We start from the raw sequence: 18649 nt of genomic DNA on the forward strand, positions 1-18649 counted from the left end.
GGAGCTCCCGGCGGCCGTCCGAACTCCGTTGCCTGCCAGAGGACTTGACAACCGAATTGGTCTGGACCAAGTTGGGCGCGCTCCATCCTCCAACTCCCCCATGCCCGGAGGCACTCATGGACCCCACGCGGCACGACAGACCCCTCGCCCGCCACCGCCGACGGCTGCTCGCCGCCTGTACGGCCACCGTCCTGGCCGTACCCGGCCTGGTGGCGGTCTCGTCGGCCGCCCAGGCGGCCGACGTCGACCTGGCCAGGAACGGCGGCTTCGAGTCGGGCCTCGGCAACTGGGCCTGCACGGCATCCACTGTCGTCAACTCGCCGGTGCGCAGCGGAAGTTCGGCGATGATGGCCACCCCGGCCGGCAGTGACTACGCGCAGTGCTCGCAGACCGTGACGGTGAAGCCCGACGCGCAGTACACCCTCTCCGGCTACGTCCGCGGCAGCTACGTCTACCTCGGCGCGACCGGCACCGGTACCACCGACGTCAGTACCTGGACCCCGTCCGCCGCCGACTGGCAGCAGCTGAGCACCACCTTCCGCACCGGCGCCGCCACGACGCAGGTCACGATCTACACGCACGGCTGGTACGGCACCGGCGCCTACTGGGCCGACGACCTCTCGCTGACCGGCCCCGGCGTCGAGGCGGGGCAGCCGCCGGCCGCGCCCACCGGGCTGAAGACCGGCACGGTCACGTCCTCCTCGGTCGGTCTGTCCTGGACGGCGGTGTCCGGCGCGACCGGGTACGCCGTCTACCGCGACGGGGTGAAGGTCCAGACCGTCACCGGAACCTCGGCCACCGTGAGCGGGCTGACGGCCTCCACCGCGTACTCCTTCCAGGTCGCCGCGACGAACGACGCCGGCGAGTCCGCGAAGTCGGCGACCGTCACCGCGACCACCTCCGCGGGCTCGGGCGGGGGCGGCGGAGGCTCCTCCGACCTGCCCACGCACGCGCTCGTGGGCTACCTCCACGCGAGCTTCGCCAACGGCGCCGGATACACGCGCATGGCCGACGTGCCCGACAGCTGGGACGTCATCGACCTGGCCTTCGGCGAACCCACCTCCACCACCTCGGGCGACATCCGCTTCAACCGCTGCCCGGTCACCGAGTGCCCCACGGTGGAGAGCGACGCCGACTTCAAGGCCGCGATCAAGACCAAGCAGGCGGCGGGCAAGAAGGTGCTGATCTCGATCGGCGGCCAGAACGGCCAGGTCCAGCTCACGACCGCGGCCGCCCGCGACACCTTCGTCTCCTCGGTCTCGAAGATCATCGACACCTATGGCCTGGACGGCCTGGACATCGACTTCGAGGGCCACTCGCTCTCCCTCGACGCGAGCGACACGAACTTCAAGAGCCCGACCACCCCGGTGATCGTCAACCTCATCTCGGCCCTGAAGACCCTGAAGGCCAAGTACGGCTCGAAGTTCGTCCTGAGCATGGCCCCGGAGACGTTCTTCGTCCAGCTCGGCTACCAGTACTACGGCACCGGGAAGTGGGGCGGCCAGGACCCGCGCGCCGGCGCGTACCTCCCGGTGATCCACGCCCTGCGCGACGACCTGACCCTCCTGCACGTGCAGGACTACAACTCCGGGTCGATCATGGGCCTCGACAACCAGTACCACTCCATGGGCGGCGCCGACTTCCACATCGCGATGACCGACATGCTGCTGACCGGCTTCCCGGTGGCGGGCGACGCGAACAACGTCTTCCCGCCCCTGCGCCCCGACCAGATAGCGATCGGCATGCCCGCCACCACCAACGCCGGCAACGGCTACGTGTCCCCGGCCGAGGTCACCAAGACCCTGGACTGCCTGACGAAGAAGACCAACTGCGGCTCGTACGCGACCCATGGCACCTGGCCGGGCCTGCGCGGCCTGATGACCTGGTCGGTCAACTGGGACCGGTTCGGAGGCTGGGAGTTCTCGCGGAACTTCGACGCGTACTTCGGCTGACGAAGAGCCACAGGGACGACAGCAGCACCGCGCAGAGGCACCAACTGGCCACCACGTCCAGTGGCCAGTGGTAGCCGCGCCGGACCAGGCCGAACGCCACGCCCGCGTTCAGGGCCGCGCACACGCACAGCAGTGCGCCACGGGCGCCCGCGGTGCGGAGCAGCGGGAGGAGGAGCAGGGTCGCCGCGCCGTACGCGACGGCGGCGGTGGCGGTGTGGCCCGAGGGATAGAAGCCGGTGCCGGGTCCCATGACCGGGGGACCCGGCCGGGAGACGAGTTCCTTCAGGGGCACGATCACCGCGGGGACCAGCGCCATCAGGACCGCGGCGGCGGCCGGGGGCAGCCACCATCGGTCCAGACCGGTGGCACGGTTCCGCGTGGCGACGAGAAGCAGCGCCAGTGCCAGGACCGGAACCGCCACCTGGACGCTGCCCAGGTCGGCGAGCAGTTCGGAGAACCGGCCCGGGTGGACGAGGCTGCCGCTCAGCCGCTCGTCCAGGCTCACGAGCGGGCCGCCCGCCACGACCTGCCAGGTGATGAGCGCGAAGCACAGGGCGGGCAGGCCGAACAGGAGGGGCGTGCGGGACATGGGGGACAGCCTGCCATTGTCCGGCGCCGTCGCGGCACGGGCCCCGCGGAAGAAGGGAGTCGGCCGCCCCGGAACAGGGGGGTGGTTCCGAGGCGGCCGCCCCGGACCGGATGCCGCGCGCCCCGGGGGGTTTGGGGCGGGCGGCCGTCCGATCGGTGAGGAGAACCGGAGCCGCAAGCTCCGGGTGTGTGCGCGAGGGCACGACCAGGGCGAAGCCGGGGAAGCCTCGGCCCGGTACAGCCCACAGTCCCCTGTGGGCGGGTGTATCCCTGATCCGGTTAGAACCTACGGCAGGGGGTGCGGCTCCGACAGGCGGATTCGCGTCCCGCCATGCACCTCGCACACCTTCTTCACACGCCCCCACGGGAACGCCGCAGCACCGAAACCCCGGCGGAATCCGCGTGGGCGGATCCGGGGTTCCGGTGCTGCGGTGACGTCCGCGTCGTCAGATGCGGGAGAAGGCCTGCTCGATGATGTCGAGGCCCTCGTTCAGGAGGTCCTCGCCGATGACCAGCGGGGGCAGGAAGCGAAGGACGTTGCCGTAGGTGCCACAGGTCAGGACCAGCAGGCCCTCCTGGTGGCAGGCCTTGGCGAGCGCGCCGGCCGCCTCCGGGTTCGGCTCCTTGGTGGCCGGGTCCTTGACCAGCTCGATCGCGATCATGGCGCCGCGGCCGCGGACCTCGCCGATGATGTCGAACTTCTCGGCCATGGCGCCGAGGCGGGTCTTCATGACCGACTCGATGTGCTTCGCCTTGGCGTTGAGGTCGAGCTCCTTCATCGTCTCGATCGCGCCGAGCGCACCGGCGCAGGCCACCGGGTTGCCGCCGTAGGTGCCGCCCAGACCGCCCGAGTGCGCCGCGTCCATGATCTCGGCGCGGCCCGTCACGGCGGCGAGCGGCAGACCGCCCGCGATGCCCTTGGCGGTGGTGATCAGGTCCGGGACGATGCCCTCGTCCTCGCAGGCGAACCACTGGCCGGTGCGGCAGAAGCCGGACTGGATCTCGTCCGCGACGAAGACGATGCCGTTGTCCTTGGCGAACTGGCTGATGGCCGGCAGGAAGCCCTTCGCGGGCTCGATGAAGCCGCCCTCGCCGAGCAGCGGCTCGATGATGATCGCGGCGACGTTGTCGGCGCCGATCTGCTTGTTGATCATGTCGATGGCCTGGGTGGACGCCTCGACGCCGGCGTTCTCCGGGCCCGTCAGCCAGCGGTAGCCGTAGGCGACCGGCACACGGTAGACCTCGGGCGCGAACGGACCGAAGCCGTTCTTGTACGGCATGTTCTTGGCGGTCAGCGCCATCGTCAGGTTCGTCCGGCCGTGGTAGCCGTGGTCGAAGACGACGACGGCCTGGCGCTTGGTGTACGCGCGGGCGATCTTGACGGCGTTCTCGACGGCCTCGGCACCCGAGTTGAACAGGGCGGACTTCTTGGCGTGGTCGCCCGGGGTCAGCTCGGCGAGCGCCTCGGCGACGGCGACGTACCCCTCGTACGGCGTGACCATGAAGCAGGTGTGGGTGAAGTCCTGGAGCTGGGCGGAGGCCCGGCGCACGACGGCCTCGGCGCTCGCGCCGACCGACGTCACGGCGATGCCGGAGCCGAAGTCGATGAGCCGGTTGCCGTCGACGTCCTCGATGATCCCGCCGCCGGCGCGCGTGGTGAAGACGGGGAGCACCGACCCGACACCGGCCGCGACCACGGCGGTGCGCCGGGCCTGCAGCTCCTGCGACTTCGGGCCGGGGATGGCGGTGACGACGCGGCGCTCCTGCGGAAGTGCGGTCATGAGGGGCTCCCTGATGATCTTGCGAACCGGACGGTCCCCGGCGAACGCGGGGCTGGTCCGGGCGGGGGGTTTTCGGACGCTTGCCTTCTTTCTTCGCAGGCTAGAGCCGAGGAGGGGGGCTCGGCATGCGCCATGTGGGCGTTGTCGGAGGAATCCGTTGTCCGCGGTGGACATAGAGGAGCGGACGCCCGGCGGCCCCGTCCCGCCGCGGACCCGGCCGTGTAAACGGTGAACTCGCCCCGCAGGACCACTAGATTGGCCTCGGAGCGACAGGCGGACTGGCTGGTCAGGGGGCGCACACGATGGACTTCGACGGTACGCGCGACGCACGTGGCACGCATGCCGATCCCGTACCTCGTCCGGCCGCACCCCCCGGGGCCGTCCCCGGCGGAGCCCCGCCCAGGCCCTCGGGCCCGCCGCCCGTCCCCGCCGGCCCGCCCGGACCCCGCCGGGCCGTGCGTGACTGGCTCAACGAACCCCGTCCCGAGGCCGCACCGGGGATCTGGCGGTACGGATATGTCGCCCCCCGGGAGTCGAAGGAGCGCAGGCGTCTGCCCTCCGTGACGATCGTCGGCCTGCTGATCCCCTTGGTGCTCGGGCTCGTCGTCTGGTCCCTGTGGCGCCGGGGGAACGTCCCCTACCAGCTGGTCGTGCTGAAACTGTTCACACCGGAGGACTGGTGGTGGGGCGGGACGACGGCCCCGAAGACCTGGCAGGGCGTGGACGCCCGCGTCGTCTACGACGGCCTCTTCTTCGCGGCGCTGGTCTACACGATGGGGCGCCTCGGAAGCTGGCGCGAGATCGCCCATCACTTCGTCGTACGGCGCGCGCAGCCGGGCCGGGCCGTCATCGCGGCCCTGGCGGCCCTGCTGACCCTCATGTTCGTCTGGCCGGACGCCTTCCCGGGCGTCGGGTGGGACCCCCTGCCGATCGTCGATCCGGTGCTGTCCCTGGTGGCGCTGATCGCCGGCGGACGTGACGTGTTTGCGTCACTTGTGGTCAGCTACGGCGTCGAAGCGCTGATCACCGTGCTGGTCCTGCTGCCTTTCGCCAAACTGGGCGGATGGTGGCCGCTCGCCAAGGAGCGCCTCGGTTCCCGCCCGGCCGCGGCGGCCTCCCCGGCCGCACCGGAAGAGCCGTCCGCCCCCCCGGCCGAATGGCCCGAACTGAGGGCGACCGGTCAGCACAAGGCGGCGGAACTGCTGTCCTCCGAGGTGCTGACGGAACGCATGAACGACGTCGACTGCGCGAGGATTCTGCGCGCCTGGACCTCGGCCAAGCGCGACGGAGGGCTCGCCGGCTTCAGCGACACCGTGCTGCGGCGGGGCGCCGCGGCCTGGACCCATCCGTCCGGGGCCCGCGACCTGCCCGTCCGCGCCGCCTCGCACGACCTGCTCGCGGCCCAGGTGCGGCTCGGCCGGTGGGTCGCCCGCGAGCGCACTCCGCTCGCCTACTCCGGCGCGGGTGCCGCCCTCGGCCCGGCGACGCTCGGCACCTCGCTCCTCGCCGTCGGACCCGCGGGATCCGGAAAGACGCGCCACCTCGTGCGGCCCGTCGCCGAATCCCTCGGGCTCCAGGCCCTCACCGCGCGCTGCGCCGTCGTCGTCGTGGCCGCCGCCGGGACACCGGTCGGCCCCGACGCGTCGTACGACGTCGTCGTGAAGCTCGGTGACCCCGAGTCCGTCCACGACCTGGATCTGTACGCCGACTGCGAGGACCCCGACGAGGCCGCCGCGTTTCTCGCGGAAGGCCTGGTCGGCAGCGTCGACGGTGTCGACGTCCGGCGCGCCGCCACCGCCCTGGCCCAGCTGCTCGGTCCCTACCGGGCCGTGCACGGCACGTTCCCCACGATTCCCGTGCTGCGCGAACTGCTCGAAGGAGTGCCCGCGCTGCTGGAACCCCTGCGGCAGGACCTGTCGGCCGGGGGCCACCCCGCGATGCTCCGCGAACTGGAGGCACGGCTGCGGCAGAGCGGCGGCCCGAACGACCCCGGCCCCGTTCTGGCCGACCGCCTGGCGCTGCTGGACCGGCCCGTCTTCGCCGACTTCTTCGGCTCGGGCACCAGCGCCCGGCCGTTCTCGCTCCGGGCGGTGGCGCATCACCCGCTGCGCGTCCGTGTCGATCTGCCGGAACGCGGGTACGAAGAGGCCTCCCAGCTCCTCACCCGGCTGCTGCTCGCCCAGTTCGCCGCCGTCGTCCGCGGCGGCGACCGGCGCGGGCACTTCGCCTGCCTGGTCCTCGACGACGCGACCGGCGCCCTGACCGCCGAGACGGTACGCCGCATCCAGGGCCTGCGGGCGTACAACGCCGGAGTGGTCCTCGCCCTGCGGACCATCGGGGACATCCCCGAGGCCCTGCACGGGCCGCTGTACGGCGCGGTCGGCTGCCGCATGGCCTTCTCCGGCGTCACGACCTGGGACGGCGGCCGCTTCGCCGAGTCCTGGGGCACCGAGTGGGTCGAGACGCAGGACGTGGCCAAGCACACCGTCTTCGCCGACCAGCCCATGACCCGGGCCATCCACGCCCTGCGCAAGCTGGTGACCGGCAAGGCGGTGACCACGGACGCCGTGACCGTGCGTCAGGTCGAGCGGGAACGCTGGTCCGCCTCCGAACTGGCGCACGCGGTGCCGCCCGGCCACGCCGTCCTGTCGCTGACCAGCGTCGAGGGGGAACACGCCCCGCCGCTGCTGGTGGACCTGCGCGGCTGACGGGCACCCGGGGCGGGACGTATCGAAGGCGACGTATGGATATACGGACCCGCTGACCAGGGTGTCCGGGGATGAACGCACGCGGCGACCGTACGGTGAGGCAGAATCGACACAGGCCGTTCATACGCCGCGGCCAAAAGATCACAGAGATCACAGAGATCACACCGACCTGAAGGCCCCATGCCCCCCACGCTCGCCTCGCTCGTCCACCACTCCGCGCTCAAGCTCACGGTGCGTGCGGGCGAGGACCGCCTGGACGTGCCCGTCCGCTGGGCCCATGTCAGCGAGCTCGCCGACCCCGTGCCGTACATGGAGGGCGGGGAACTGCTGCTGATCACCGCGCTCAAGCTGGACGCGGACGATCCCGAGGTCATGCGGCGGTACGTGAAACGGCTGACCGGTGCCGGAGTCGTCGGGATCGGCTTCGCCGTCGGGGTCAACTACGACGAGATCCCGAAGGCGCTCGTCGACGCGGCCGCCGAAGAGGGACTGCCGCTCCTCGAAGTGCCCCGGCGCACCCCGTTCCTCGCCATCAGCAAGGCCGTGTCCGCCGCCATCGCCGCGGATCAGTACCGGGCCGTCACCGCGGGATTCGCCGCGCAGCGCGAGCTCACCAAGCAGGCCCTGAACGGCGGGCCGGAGGGACTGCTCACCGCGCTCGCCGGACAGGTCGACGGATGGGCGGCGCTCTACGACGCGTCCGGTTCCGTCGTCGCCGCCGCCCCCGACTGGGCGGGACGCCGCGCCGCGCGCCTCACCCCGGACGTGGAGCGGCTGCGCGAGCGGCCCGCCCCCGCGAGCTCCGTGGTGGGCGGGGAGGACCGCGTCGAACTGCACTCCCTCGGCACGGGACGCAGGCCGCGCGCCGCGCTCGCCGTCGGGACCGCCGGCGCGCTCGGCACCGCCGAGCGCTACGCCGTGCACTCGGCCATCGCCCTGCTGACCCTCACCACCGAACGCTCGCGGTCCCTGCACGCCGCCGAGCAGCGGATCGGCGCGGCCGTGCTCGGGATGCTGCTCGCCGGGGAACCCGACCACGCGCGCACCGTCGCCGGAGACCTGTACGGCGAACTGCTCGACGCCCCCTTCCGGCTGATCATCGCCGAGTCGGTGTCCGCGTCGGCCGGCCGTGCCCACGCCGACGCCCACGCGCGCCCGGGTGCCGCCGCGCCCTCGAAGACCGCCGTCGCCGTGCCCGACGCCAAGGGCGATCCGCTGGGCGGCCTCGCGGAGGTCGTCGAATCCGCCGCCGCGCGTTCGGGGGAGTCGGTGCTCGTCGTGCCCGACGGGGAGCGGCTGGTCGTTCTCGCCGTGGACGGAGGCGCCGCGGTGGCGGCCTGCGGGGACTACGCCGCGGGGCTGGAGTCCGCGCGGGCCGTCCCGCGCGAGCAGCCCGCCGGGGCGGCCGGGGACGAGGGCCAACTCGTCGTCGGGCTCTCGGCCCCCGCAGGACCGATCGCCGCCCGCGCCGCCTACAAGCAGGCCGAACAGGCACTGTCCGTCGCCCGGCGCCGGGGCCGGCTCCTCGTCGAGCACGAGGAACTGGCGGCCGGGTCCGTACTGCCGCTGCTCGCGGACGACGCCGTGCGGGCGTTCGCCGACGGGCTCCTGCGGGCGCTCCACGAGCACGACGCCACCGGCCGCGGGGACCTCGTCGCCTCGCTGCGGGCGTGGCTGTCACGGCACGGGCAGTGGGACGCGGCGGCCGCCGACCTGGGGGTCCACCGGCACACGCTGCGCTACCGGATGCGCCGGGTCGAGGAGATCCTCGGCCGCTCCCTGGACGACCCCGACGTCCGGATGGAACTCTGGCTGGCCCTGAAGGCCACGGCCGCGACGGGGGAGTGACCGGGTCCCGCCGCTGACGGCCGCGCGCCTGGCGGCTCGCCCGGCGGACATCCGGCGATCCCGCTCGGCGGATCCCGGCGATCAGTGGGCCCACCCCGTGGGCGCCCGGTGGGCGATCAGTCGGCGATCAGTCCAAACCGGCGTACCTCGCCCCCCGACTGTTACGCGCCGGACAAACGACCCGTGGTGGTCCCGGCCCTACCGTGGACGCGAGAGCAGCACCAGCAGGAACACCCCCCATCGTCACCCCCATACGGAAGGGCCGGGACTCGCACATGCCCCAGGAAAAAATCGTGGGGGCCACCCACGCCTTCTGGCTCGCCGGCCGCCAGGCCACGGGCGAGACCGCCTTCGACGTCACCTCGCCGTGGGACGGCCGCCTCGTCGGCCAGGTCAGCGTGCCCACCGAGGCCCAGGTCGAGGAGGCCGTGGCCGCCGCGCACGCCGTGCGCGACGAGTTCGCCGCGACCCCGGCCCACGTACGCGCCGCCGCCCTCGACCACGTCTCGCGCCGTCTGGCCGAGCGCACCGAGGAGATCGCGCAGCTCATCTCCGCCGAGAACGGCAAGCCGATCAAGTGGGCCCGCGGCGAGGTCGGCCGCGCGGTGTCCGTGTTCCGGTTCGCCGCCGAGGAGGCCCGCCGCTTCAACGGCGGCGAGGCGCAGCGCCTGGACACCGACCTGGGCGGTCAGGGCCGGCTCGCCCTCACGCGCCGCTTCCCCAAGGGTGTCGTCCTCGGAATCGCGCCCTTCAACTTCCCGCTGAACCTGTGCGCCCACAAGGTCGCCCCGGCCATCGCCGCGGGTGCCCCGATCATCCTGAAGCCGGCGCCCGCGACCCCGCTGTCCGGCCTGATCCTCGGCGACCTGCTGGCCGAGACCGACCTTCCCGCCGGTTCCTGGAGCATCCTGCCGGTCGCCAACGAGAAGATGCCCGCCCTGGTCCAGGACGAGCGCCTTCCCGTCATCTCCTTCACCGGTTCCGAGACGGTCGGTTACGCGATCATGGACTCGGTGCCGCGCAAGCACTGCACCCTGGAACTGGGCGGCAACGGCGCGGCCGTCGTCCTCGCCGACTTCGCGAGCGACGCGGACCTGGACTGGGCCGCGACCCGTATCGCGACCTTCTCCAACTACCAGGGCGGCCAGTCCTGCATCTCGGTGCAGCGCGTGATCGCGGACACCGCGGTGTACGAGCGGCTGCTGCCGCGCATCGTCGCCGCCGTCGAGGCCCAGGTCACCGGCGACCCGTCCGACGACGCGACGGACGTCGGCCCGCTGGTCAGCGAGGCCGCCGCCGAGCGCGTCGAGTCGTGGGTGGACGAGGCCGTCGCGGCCGGCGCCACGCTGCTCACCGGTGGCAAGCGCGACGGCGCCTCCTACGCCCCGACCGTCCTCGCCGACGTTCCGGCCGACGTCACGATCTCCTGCGAGGAGGTCTTCGGACCGGTCCTGACCGTGCAGAAGGTGGACGGCGAGGCGGCTGCCTTCGAGGCCGCCAACAGCTCCAAGTACGGCCTCCAGACAGGCGTGTTCACGCACGACCTGCAGACCGCCTTCCGCGCGCACCGCGCCCTGGAGGTGGGCGGCGTCGTGATCGGCGACGTTCCGTCCTACCGTGCCGACCAGATGCCGTACGGCGGTGCGAAGCAGTCCGGTGTCGGCCGTGAGGGCGTCAGGTTCGCGATGGACGACTACACCTACGAGCGGGTGCTCGTGCTGACGGGTCTCGCCCTCTGACGAAGACCTCACCGAGGCCGACGGCCGCAGCCCACTGTGCGGGGGCTGCGGCCGTCGGCGTGTCCGGGTGCTTCGGACGGCGGTTTCCGTGCGTGCCCGGTGTTCCGGTGCTGCCGACGCTCCGTCAGGACGCAACGGGCCAGGGACGTTTGCGTCCACGCGATTTCTCTTCCGACCCCCGTGACCTGCGGCGAAAGTAGTTCCTGTCACCGGGAGCCACACCCGAGACATCCTTCACGGCTGCACCTGCAGGGCAGCTGTCTGGGCCAGGGATGTGGCTTCGCCCGCTCGACCTACTCACCGCAGGAGAAATCATGAAGCTGAGCCATGCCGTCCGCCGCACCACAGCCGCCGCCGTCGCCGTCGGCGCGATGTCCCTCGGCCTGGTGGTGGTCACCGGCGGAGCCGCGCACGCCGTCGCGTCCTGCAGCGGCGACGTGTCGATGTACGGCACGCTGTCCGACGGCCGGCTGACGTACACGCAGATCGCGCCGAACACCGGCGACCGCGTCAAGACGCTCATCGGCCCGAACCTCGGCTTCACGCCCAAGACGATGGCGGCCCTCAACTTCAACACGGTCCTGGTCACTTCGACCACCGGCGACCTCTACCGGGTCGACATACAGACGAACAACACCTCCCTCACGGTCGCGGGCGTCGTCAAGATCTGGGAAGGCGGCTGGACCTTCGACAAGCTGGTCTACGACGGCGCCGGTCACCTCTACGGGACGGTCGACGGCCAGCTCCACCAGTACCTGGTGTCGCAGGCCAAGCCCGCGGGGTCGGCCCACATAGGCCAGCACGTCGTGATCGACACCGGCTTCGTCCTCAAGACGCTCGCCGCCGCGGGCGACGACCGCATCGTCGCCTCGACCGCGGACGGACGGCTGCTCAGCTACAAGATCAACGGAGTGGACGACTGGGACCTCTCGGTCCTCAAGACGAGCGGCTGGTCGGCGGTCGACTCGCTCTCCTCACCGGGCGGCGGCCTCTACTACGGCCGTACCAGCGGCGGCATGTACTGGTACCACGACGCGGACCCGACCGACGGTGACGGCAGCGACATCACGTACCACTCCGACGACCCGGTGGACGCCTCCGGCTGGACCCAGAGCCTGCTGTCGACCTACGCGAACAACTGCGCCTACGTGGCGCCGGCCCCGCCGGAGTCCGTGCAGGGCGGCACCATCTCCCGCAGCGAGGTCATGACCCGGGCCAAGAACTGGTACACCCGCAACGTCCAGTACGACCAGGGCGCTTCCGCCTCCGACATCGACGGCGATCACACCTACCGCACCGACTGCTCCGGCTTCGTCTCCATGGCCTGGCACCTCACCAGCTCGCTGACGACCGAGACCCTTTCCAGCGCGAGCACGGAGATCAACAAGTCCGACCTCAGGCCCGGTGACGCTCTGAACAGCTACTCCGAGCACGCCGTCATCTTCGCGGGCTGGAAGAACCAGGACGCGGGCACCTTCTACTACTACTCCGAGAGCAGCCCGGCAACGGACATGAACTACTCGACCGCGGACATCGACAGCGGCGACATCAGCGGCCACCCGGCCTCGTCGTACGTCGCCCTGCGCTACAAGAAGATCGCCTGACGCCCTACCCGATGCCTTGAAGGCCCCGCCGATCCTCGGCGGGGCCTTCAAGGCGTTCCCGGCCCAGAACGGCCTCACCACCGGCGGAACCGACAGCCGGCAGAACATGCAGCCGGCAGAGGCATCAACCGGCAGAACCCTCACCACAGCGGCCGGGCGGCGCGGTACTGGCCGGAACGGAACGGAGTGGTACCGGCCGACGGTCTCCACCGACTCCGACCGGAGCCACGCCCCCGCCGCCGTCCGCACCGCCGGGGCACCGCCGACCTCCCGGGCCTGCCGGGGTGCTGCCGGTCTCCGGCCCTGCCTCGTGCGCGACGCCGACGGTGACGCCCAGGTCGTGCCGGTGGCGCCGGCTCCATGAACGCGCCGGGCGCCCACCGCATCCATGTCCCGGAGGGCCGGACTCCCCCGGCACACGCCGAAAGGGCGGCGCCCCCTCGGTTCGAGGGGGCGCCGCCCTTTTCAGGTCCGCCGGCATCAGTACCAGCTGTTCGCCTGACAGAAGTTCCACGCGTCGCACGGGGAGCCGTAGCGGCCGTCGATGTAGTTCAAGCCCCACTTGATCTGGGTGAGGGGGTTGTCCTTCCAGCCGTCGCCCGCGCCGGCTGCTCTCGTGGTCCCAGAGCGTCTCCAGGCAGGCCCACTGCGCGGAGGTGGCCCAGGCGGCGTCCTTGTCGTTCGTCAGCTGCCTGCCGGCGGCCTTGACCTCGCCGATGTTGTCGCGGTCGACCGTCTCCGTGCCGGTGGTGCAGGTGTAGGTGCCCGGCTGGGCGGACGGGTGGTCGACGGCCGCGGTGAGTGGCCGTCAGTGGCGGCGGGCGGCCTACTGCCAGCCGGCGTCCGTCGGGGCGACCTGCCAGCCGGCGTCACCGGCGAGGACGGAGGAGGCCGGAACCGCGTCCGCCGGGGACTGGAGCGTGACCACCGGGGAGGAGAGAGCCGCGGCGACGACGAGGGAGGAGACCGCGGCGACCTTGGCGATTCGGGTACGAAGCATGGCTGTTTCCGTTCCTTCCGGGAGGAGATGCGGTGTCCGGCCTGCTGTCGCGCCCCGCGGTGGCGCTCGGCTCGGCCGGTGATCCATAGGTTCGTCGCAGCTCAGCCCCGTGAGAAGAGTTCACGGATGGACGGAAAGGGCCTTGGACCGATGTGTCCACGCGGGCCGCTTCAGTCCACCGCCTGCGGTTCGAAGGTCAGCGGCAGCAACGGCACCCCCGCACCGGTCAGCCGCGCGGTGGCCAACTGCGGTACGTCGCGCAGCAGTCGGCGGCAGACGCGAACCGACCGTTCCTCCGCCTCCTCCAGCACACCGGCCAGCAGATAGAAGCCCAGCGTGAGCCGGGAGGGAGAGACGGGGTGAACGGCGACGTGTTCGACGCGGTCGCGGGTGACGATCGCCGATCGCACCAACGCCCGGATGTTCTCCGGAAGTTCCTCGCCGGATGGCAGTTCCAGATGCGTGTGGACCAGATACATGCGTTCCAGACTCTCAACGGAAGTCGAGAGCAAGTCGGCCTGAGAGATGGACGGTTGAGGCCACGGCCGGTTCCGTCCTGGCACTGTGAGGATCCCGCGCCCTTCTGCGAAGATCATCATCGAAGAGGGGATGTTGAGTGCAGGAAACTGGGGGGAACCAGATGCTGACCGCTCTCGGACTCGACTCCGTCACGGAGGCGGTGTACCGCGCCATGCTCAGACACCCGGCCGCGGGTGTCGAGGCCCTCGCCGATGACGTGGGGCTGTCCGGGGAAGAGGTGCGCGACGCCCTCGACACACTGAGCGAGTTGGCGCTGGTGCGCCCCGCCGCCGGGGACGCGAGCCGGCTCCGGGCGGTCTCCCCGGACATCGGCATGGAGATCCTGATGGGCCGCCAGCAGGCCCAGCTGGCGGCCCAGCAGCAGCGCCTCGAAGCCTCGCGGTCGGCCGCGGCCCAGCTCATCTCCGAGTACGCCGAGCTCCGTCCGGCCACCAGCCATCCCGGGGTGGAGCAACTGGTCGGCCTCGACCAGATACGCGACCGGCTGGCCGTGCTCACCCGGGAGGTGCGCGAGGAGTTCCTGACCTTCGCCCCGGGCGGTCCGCAGACCGCGGAGAACATGGCCGCCTCACGGCCGCTGAACGAGGATCTGCTCGGCCGTGGGGTGCGCATGCGCACGATCTACCTCGACAGCGTCCGCACCAACCGGCCCACCGTCGAACACGCCACCTGGCTGGCCCGGCTGGGCGGCCGGATCCGCACGGTTCCGTCCCTGCCGACCCGGATGATCCTCATGGACCGGCGGACCGCCATGATCTCGGTCAGCAGCGACGACACCGCCGCGGGCGCCGTCCTGCTGACCGGCCAGGGCATGCTCACCGCGCTGTGCGCGCTCTTCGAGACCACCTGGGAGGCCGCACGGCCGCTCGGCGAGGTCGTCCCCACCGACCCGAACGGGCTCACCGGCCAGCAGGCGACCGCCCTCCGTCTCCTGGCCGGAGGCCATACCGACGAGGCGATCGCCAAACGGCTCGGGGTGTCGCACCGCACGGCCCGGCGGATCGCCTCCGAACTGATGGACCGCCTCGGCGCACGCAGCCGTTTCGAGGCCGGCGTACGCGCCGTTCAGCAGGGCTGGCTGCCGGCCCGGCCCTGAAGCGCCGTCCAGGGGCGAGGCAACACGACGGCGACCGCTCGGCATGCAGGGCTTCGCCCGTACGCTGCGGTTTCACGCCGGCGACCGGCGTGCCACGGTCGCCGGGCTCGCGCAGGCTCACGCGGGCCCGAAGAGACCCGTCGCCCCACCGGAATCGGCCCGTGCGAGCCGGACCCGGACAGAAAAAGACCCTGTCCCGGACAACACGGGACAGGGTCTTCACAGAGCGCCGGGCAGGCCTTGCACCTGCATTTCCCCGCAGGAAGCGGGGCGTCTTTCCTTGGACCACCAACGCATCGCGAACCGGTGTGACCTCCACCGATCTGCTGAAGATCATATTAGCGCACGGCTTGGGAAGCGCAAACACCCCGGCCGGGCAGGTCGCTGAACATGCGCGGCAGGTGCACGGCCGGACGGCCTGGCGTCTCTCGGAAGAGCTCGAAGACGCCCACGGGATCCGTCCGTCCGGCCGTCCGTCTGTCGGGACGTGACCGAAAACGATGTGTCTAGTGACAATCGTTTTCAGCTAAGTTCGCCAGAGAAGGGGCCCGGCACCGATGCCTTCCGGTGCCGGACCCCTGTGCCGGCTCCTCCGGACCCTCAACCGGAGAAGCCGACGTGCGCGAGCCGGACGGGCCCGCGCAGTCCGAGGTGGACGTCGTGCACACCGCCGGCGGTGAACGGGGCGGTGAGGGTGCGGTAGTCGTAGGGCCCCCGTGTTCCGCTCAGCGTGACTTCCGCGACCGGCTTGCCGTCCAGCGAGACCTCGACAGCGCCCTCGCCCGCCACCTCGATCACGACACCGGTGACGCCCGCTCCGAAGTCGCAGAGCCGGTACAGGAGTTCGCCCGTCCCGCCGTCCGCCGGGGTCACCGCGTCGCCCGCCGTCTTCGTACGGTCGACGATCTCGGTGCCGTGCTGCTCGTCGAAGTCGGCCGCGTCCAGGCCGCGTTCGCGGACCGGGCGGAACGCGCCCGGCTCGCCGTCGAGTTCGACGGTCGCCCCGAGCCGGACGTCCTCGCTGGAGGCGCCGACCAGCAGCTCGTACATGCCCGGTTCCAGGCGTCGACGGCCGTGCGCGACGTCCCAGAACTCCAGCGCGGTGAGCGGGAGGCCGAAGGTGACGGCCGTCGAGGTGCCCGGAGCGAGCCGGACCCGCCGGTGCGCCGCCAGGGCGCGGCGCGGGCGGGGCACGGACGGGGCGACCGCCCGGGTGTAGAGCTGGACGACCTCGTCGGCGGTCACGGTCGCGGTGTTCGTCACGGTGCAGGAGACGGTCAGGGCCGCGGCCTCCCTGCGGACCCGCAGATCCGTGTAGGCGAACGAGGCGTAGGACAGACCGTGTCCGAAGGGGAAGAGCGCGGTCCCCTCGAAGTAGAGGTAGGTCTGCCGGCCGCCGATCACGTCGTAGTCGAGCAGACCGGGCAGGTCGTCGTCCGTGGCGTACCAGGTCTGCGGGAGGCGGCCCCCGGGGGAGACGTCCCCGGCGAGCACGCGGGCCAGCGCGGTGCCGGCAGCCTGGCCGCCGTGCGCGGTCCACAGCAGGGCGGGCAGGCCGGTGGGGTCGACCGCGTACGGGTAGGCGGAGACCAGCGCCAGCACGGTGTCCGGGTTCGCCGCGCGGGCGGCGTCCAGCAGCCGTTCCTGATGGGCGGGCAGCCGCAGGGTCGTACGGTCCTCGGTCTCGCGGCCGTTGATGTGCGGGTCGTTGCCCGCGACGACGAGAACCACGTCGGCGGAGGCGGCGACGCGCGCCACCGCGTCCTCACCGCGTTCGGTGAACTCCGCCACGAAGATCTCGGCGTCCCCGGCCTCCCGCCCGGCAACCTTCACGCCGTCGGCGGCGACACAGACGTATCCGCCCGTCCCGAGGTGCTTGAGGAGGTGGCCGCCGCGATGGGAAGCGGAGGGTTCCAGCCGGAAGGTCTCCTGGACGACCCAGCCGCCCGGCCGGTCGGCGGACGCGCGCACGAAGCCGTCGTCGGCGACCGACAGGTAGCGGCCGTCGGGGGAGCGCAGCGTGAGGACGCCCTCGCCCCAGTCGGCCAGAGCCAGTTCGGTGCCGACGGCGTCGGCGGTCAGCGGGGGCAGGTCCGTACGGCCGGCGAGCAGCGCCGGGTCGAGCGCACCCTCGGCACCCCGGGTCTCCGCCGGTGTGCCGTCCGCGGCGGGTACCGCGAGATACCGGCCGGACGCGGTCCTCAGGCGTACGCGGTCCACGCCCTCGGCGAAGTCCACCCGCTCGGCGCCGAACCGCTCGTACAGGCCTTCCAGCGGGGTCGACCGGTGGATGAGCGTGCCGCTGTACCAGTCGAGCTTGCACTCGTCGGCGAGCAGGCCCACGACGGCGAGCCGGACGCCGGGGCGCAGCGGCAGCAGACCGTCGTTCTTGAGCAGGACGATCGCCTGCTCCGCTGCCTCCCGGGCGAGCGCGCGGTGGGTGGGTGTGTCGAACTCCCCCGTGCTCGCGTACGGGTCGAGGTCCGGGTCGAACTCGCCCAGCCGGAAGCGCACGGCGAGCTGGCGGCGGACCGCGGTGTCGATGTCGGCCTCGGTCAGCAGGCCTCGCTCCAGGGCTCCCCGGACGCGTGCGGTGATCCGCGAGCCGTCCTCGCCGTGGTCGGTGAAGCTGTCGACGCCGGCCCGGAGCGCGGCGGCGGTGGCCTCCTCGTGGGTGTCGAAGTAGTGCTCGGAGTCGACCAGGTTGGAGGGCGCGCCCGCGTCCGAGCAGACCAGCAGTTCCTGGTCGGTCCAGGCCCGCAGGTGCTCGCGAAGATACGGCGAGACATGGTTGGGGCGGCCGTTGACCAGGTTGTACGCGGGCATCACCCCGGCGACGGAGCCCGCCTCGACGGTCTCGCGGAAGGCGCGCAGATCGTACTCGTGCAGCACGCGCGGGCGGACGGACGAGGACGAGGTGTCCCTGCCCGTCTCGTTGTTGTGCGCGAGCCAGTGCTTGAGGACCGGCGCCGTACGCCAGTAGACCGGGTGGTCGCCGCGCAGCCCGCGGGTGTACGCGGTGGCGATGGCGGAGGTGAGCGCCGGGTCCTCCGAGTAGCCCTCCTCGTTGCGTCCCCACAGCGGGTGGCGCAGCAGATTGACCGTGGGGGACCAGACGTTGAGGCCCACGCGGTCGTCGCGGGCGCGCATCGCGCGGGCCTCCGACGAGACGGCCTCCCCGATCCGGCGCACGAGCCCGGCGTTCCAGGTCGCGCCGAGCCCGACGGCCTGCGGGAACACCGTCGCCGGACCCATCCAGGCGACCCCGTGCAGCGCCTCCTGGCCGGTGCGGAAGGCGGGTATCCCGAGCCGCTCGACGGGGGGCGCGTACTGGTGCAGGAACGCGACGCGTTCGTCCAGGGTGAGCCGCGTCAGCAGGTCGTCGATGCGCTTCGCGAACGGCAGGCTCGCGTCGCGGAAGGGCGGCATGGGTGGCGTCTCTGCGGTCACGTGGTGATCCCTTTGCGGTGGAGCATCGAAGGTCTTTCGAAGCGCTTCGATGCTCGATCGACCAAGGGGTGGGTGTCAAGACGCTTGAGCGGCTCACCTCTGTTTCCCGCCAGTGATGTCAAGTGCCGCACGGATACGCTCTGTTGTCGTGCGTCTCCGAGGAATCTTGGGATCGGCCCTTGTGCACCCCCAGGCGTTCACTTAACCTCGCAGCAACATCGAAGCGCTTCGATTGTCGGGCTTCCCTCTTCCCGGGGCACAGTCCTCCGAGGACCGCTTCAGCTCAGGCAGATCCACTCAAGACACCGCAGCCGACGGCTCCACCGCCGGGTGTCCTGCTGTG

General features: G+C 71.8%; 11 protein-coding genes and 1 pseudogene. 6 read left to right on the forward strand and 6 right to left on the reverse strand.

All coding sequences use genetic code 11. The features are described from left to right. Window positions 1–116 precede the first annotated feature (116 nt). On the forward strand, window positions 117–1952 hold the full coding sequence (locus OG485_RS30595) for a chitinase (RefSeq protein ID WP_328671823.1): 1836 nt from the start codon (window positions 117–119) through the stop codon (window positions 1950–1952). Here the strand turns inward: OG485_RS30595 and OG485_RS30600 are convergent. Together OG485_RS30600 and gabT are read right to left on the reverse strand one after the other, a co-directional pair. Beyond that, a complete protein-coding gene (locus OG485_RS30600; protein WP_328671825.1) occupies window positions 1891–2541 on the reverse strand; it encodes a phosphatase PAP2 family protein in 651 nt (216 codons plus the stop codon). The two genes, OG485_RS30595 and OG485_RS30600, sit on opposite strands and share 62 nt — an antisense overlap. 445 nt (window positions 2542–2986) lie before the next feature. After that, a complete protein-coding gene (gene gabT / locus OG485_RS30605; protein ID WP_328671827.1) occupies window positions 2987–4321 on the reverse strand; it encodes a 4-aminobutyrate--2-oxoglutarate transaminase in 1335 nt (444 codons plus the stop codon). A 302-nt stretch (window positions 4322–4623) separates the two neighbouring features. On the opposite strand from gabT, the gene OG485_RS30610 reads away from it, so the two are divergent. The 4 genes from OG485_RS30610 to OG485_RS30625 all read left to right on the forward strand — a co-directional run bounded on the left by OG485_RS30610 (window position 4624) and on the right by OG485_RS30625 (window position 12220). After that, window positions 4624–7029, forward strand: coding sequence for an ATP/GTP-binding protein (locus tag OG485_RS30610; RefSeq protein ID WP_328671829.1), 2406 nt, complete (start codon window positions 4624–4626; stop codon window positions 7027–7029). 180 nt (window positions 7030–7209) lie between these two features. Continuing rightward, window positions 7210–8877: a PucR family transcriptional regulator gene (locus tag OG485_RS30615; RefSeq protein ID WP_328671830.1), complete on the forward strand. Its 1668-nt coding sequence runs from the start codon at window positions 7210–7212 to the stop codon at window positions 8875–8877. A gap of 293 nt (window positions 8878–9170) precedes the next feature. Next, window positions 9171–10616, forward strand: coding sequence for an aldehyde dehydrogenase family protein (locus OG485_RS30620; protein ID WP_328674726.1), 1446 nt, complete (start codon window positions 9171–9173; stop codon window positions 10614–10616). Between the two features lie 314 nt (window positions 10617–10930). Then, window positions 10931–12220: a hypothetical protein gene (locus OG485_RS30625; protein WP_328671831.1), complete on the forward strand. Its 1290-nt coding sequence runs from the start codon at window positions 10931–10933 to the stop codon at window positions 12218–12220. Window positions 12221–12700: 480 nt separating this feature from the next. Here the strand turns inward: OG485_RS30625 and OG485_RS30630 are convergent. From OG485_RS30630 to OG485_RS30640, 3 genes and pseudogenes are all read right to left on the reverse strand, one after another. Continuing rightward, window positions 12701–12838: pseudogene (locus tag OG485_RS30630) on the reverse strand (lytic transglycosylase domain-containing protein); the annotation flags it as partial. Window positions 12839–13046: 208 nt separating this feature from the next. Continuing rightward, a complete protein-coding gene (locus tag OG485_RS30635; RefSeq protein WP_328671832.1) occupies window positions 13047–13220 on the reverse strand; it encodes a hypothetical protein in 174 nt (57 codons plus the stop codon). A gap of 170 nt (window positions 13221–13390) precedes the next feature. Beyond that, window positions 13391–13699 carry a hypothetical protein gene (locus OG485_RS30640; RefSeq protein ID WP_328671833.1) on the reverse strand — a complete coding sequence of 103 codons (309 nt, stop codon included), beginning with the start codon at window positions 13697–13699 and terminating at the stop codon, window positions 13391–13393. Between the two features lie 161 nt (window positions 13700–13860). Between OG485_RS30640 and OG485_RS30645 the strand changes: the two genes are divergently transcribed. Further along, entirely contained in the window at window positions 13861–14856 is a 996-nt protein-coding gene (locus OG485_RS30645; RefSeq protein WP_328671835.1) for a helix-turn-helix transcriptional regulator, read from the forward strand. A gap of 600 nt (window positions 14857–15456) precedes the next feature. Here the strand turns inward: OG485_RS30645 and OG485_RS30650 are convergent. Beyond that, entirely contained in the window at window positions 15457–18306 is a 2850-nt protein-coding gene (locus OG485_RS30650) for a glycoside hydrolase family 3 C-terminal domain-containing protein (protein WP_328671837.1), read from the reverse strand. Window positions 18307–18649: the final 343 nt, after the last annotated feature.

Origin of the sequence: Streptomyces sp. NBC_00328, from assembly GCF_036139655.1 — a bacterium.
Classification (GTDB): Bacteria; Actinomycetota; Actinomycetes; order Streptomycetales; family Streptomycetaceae; genus Streptomyces.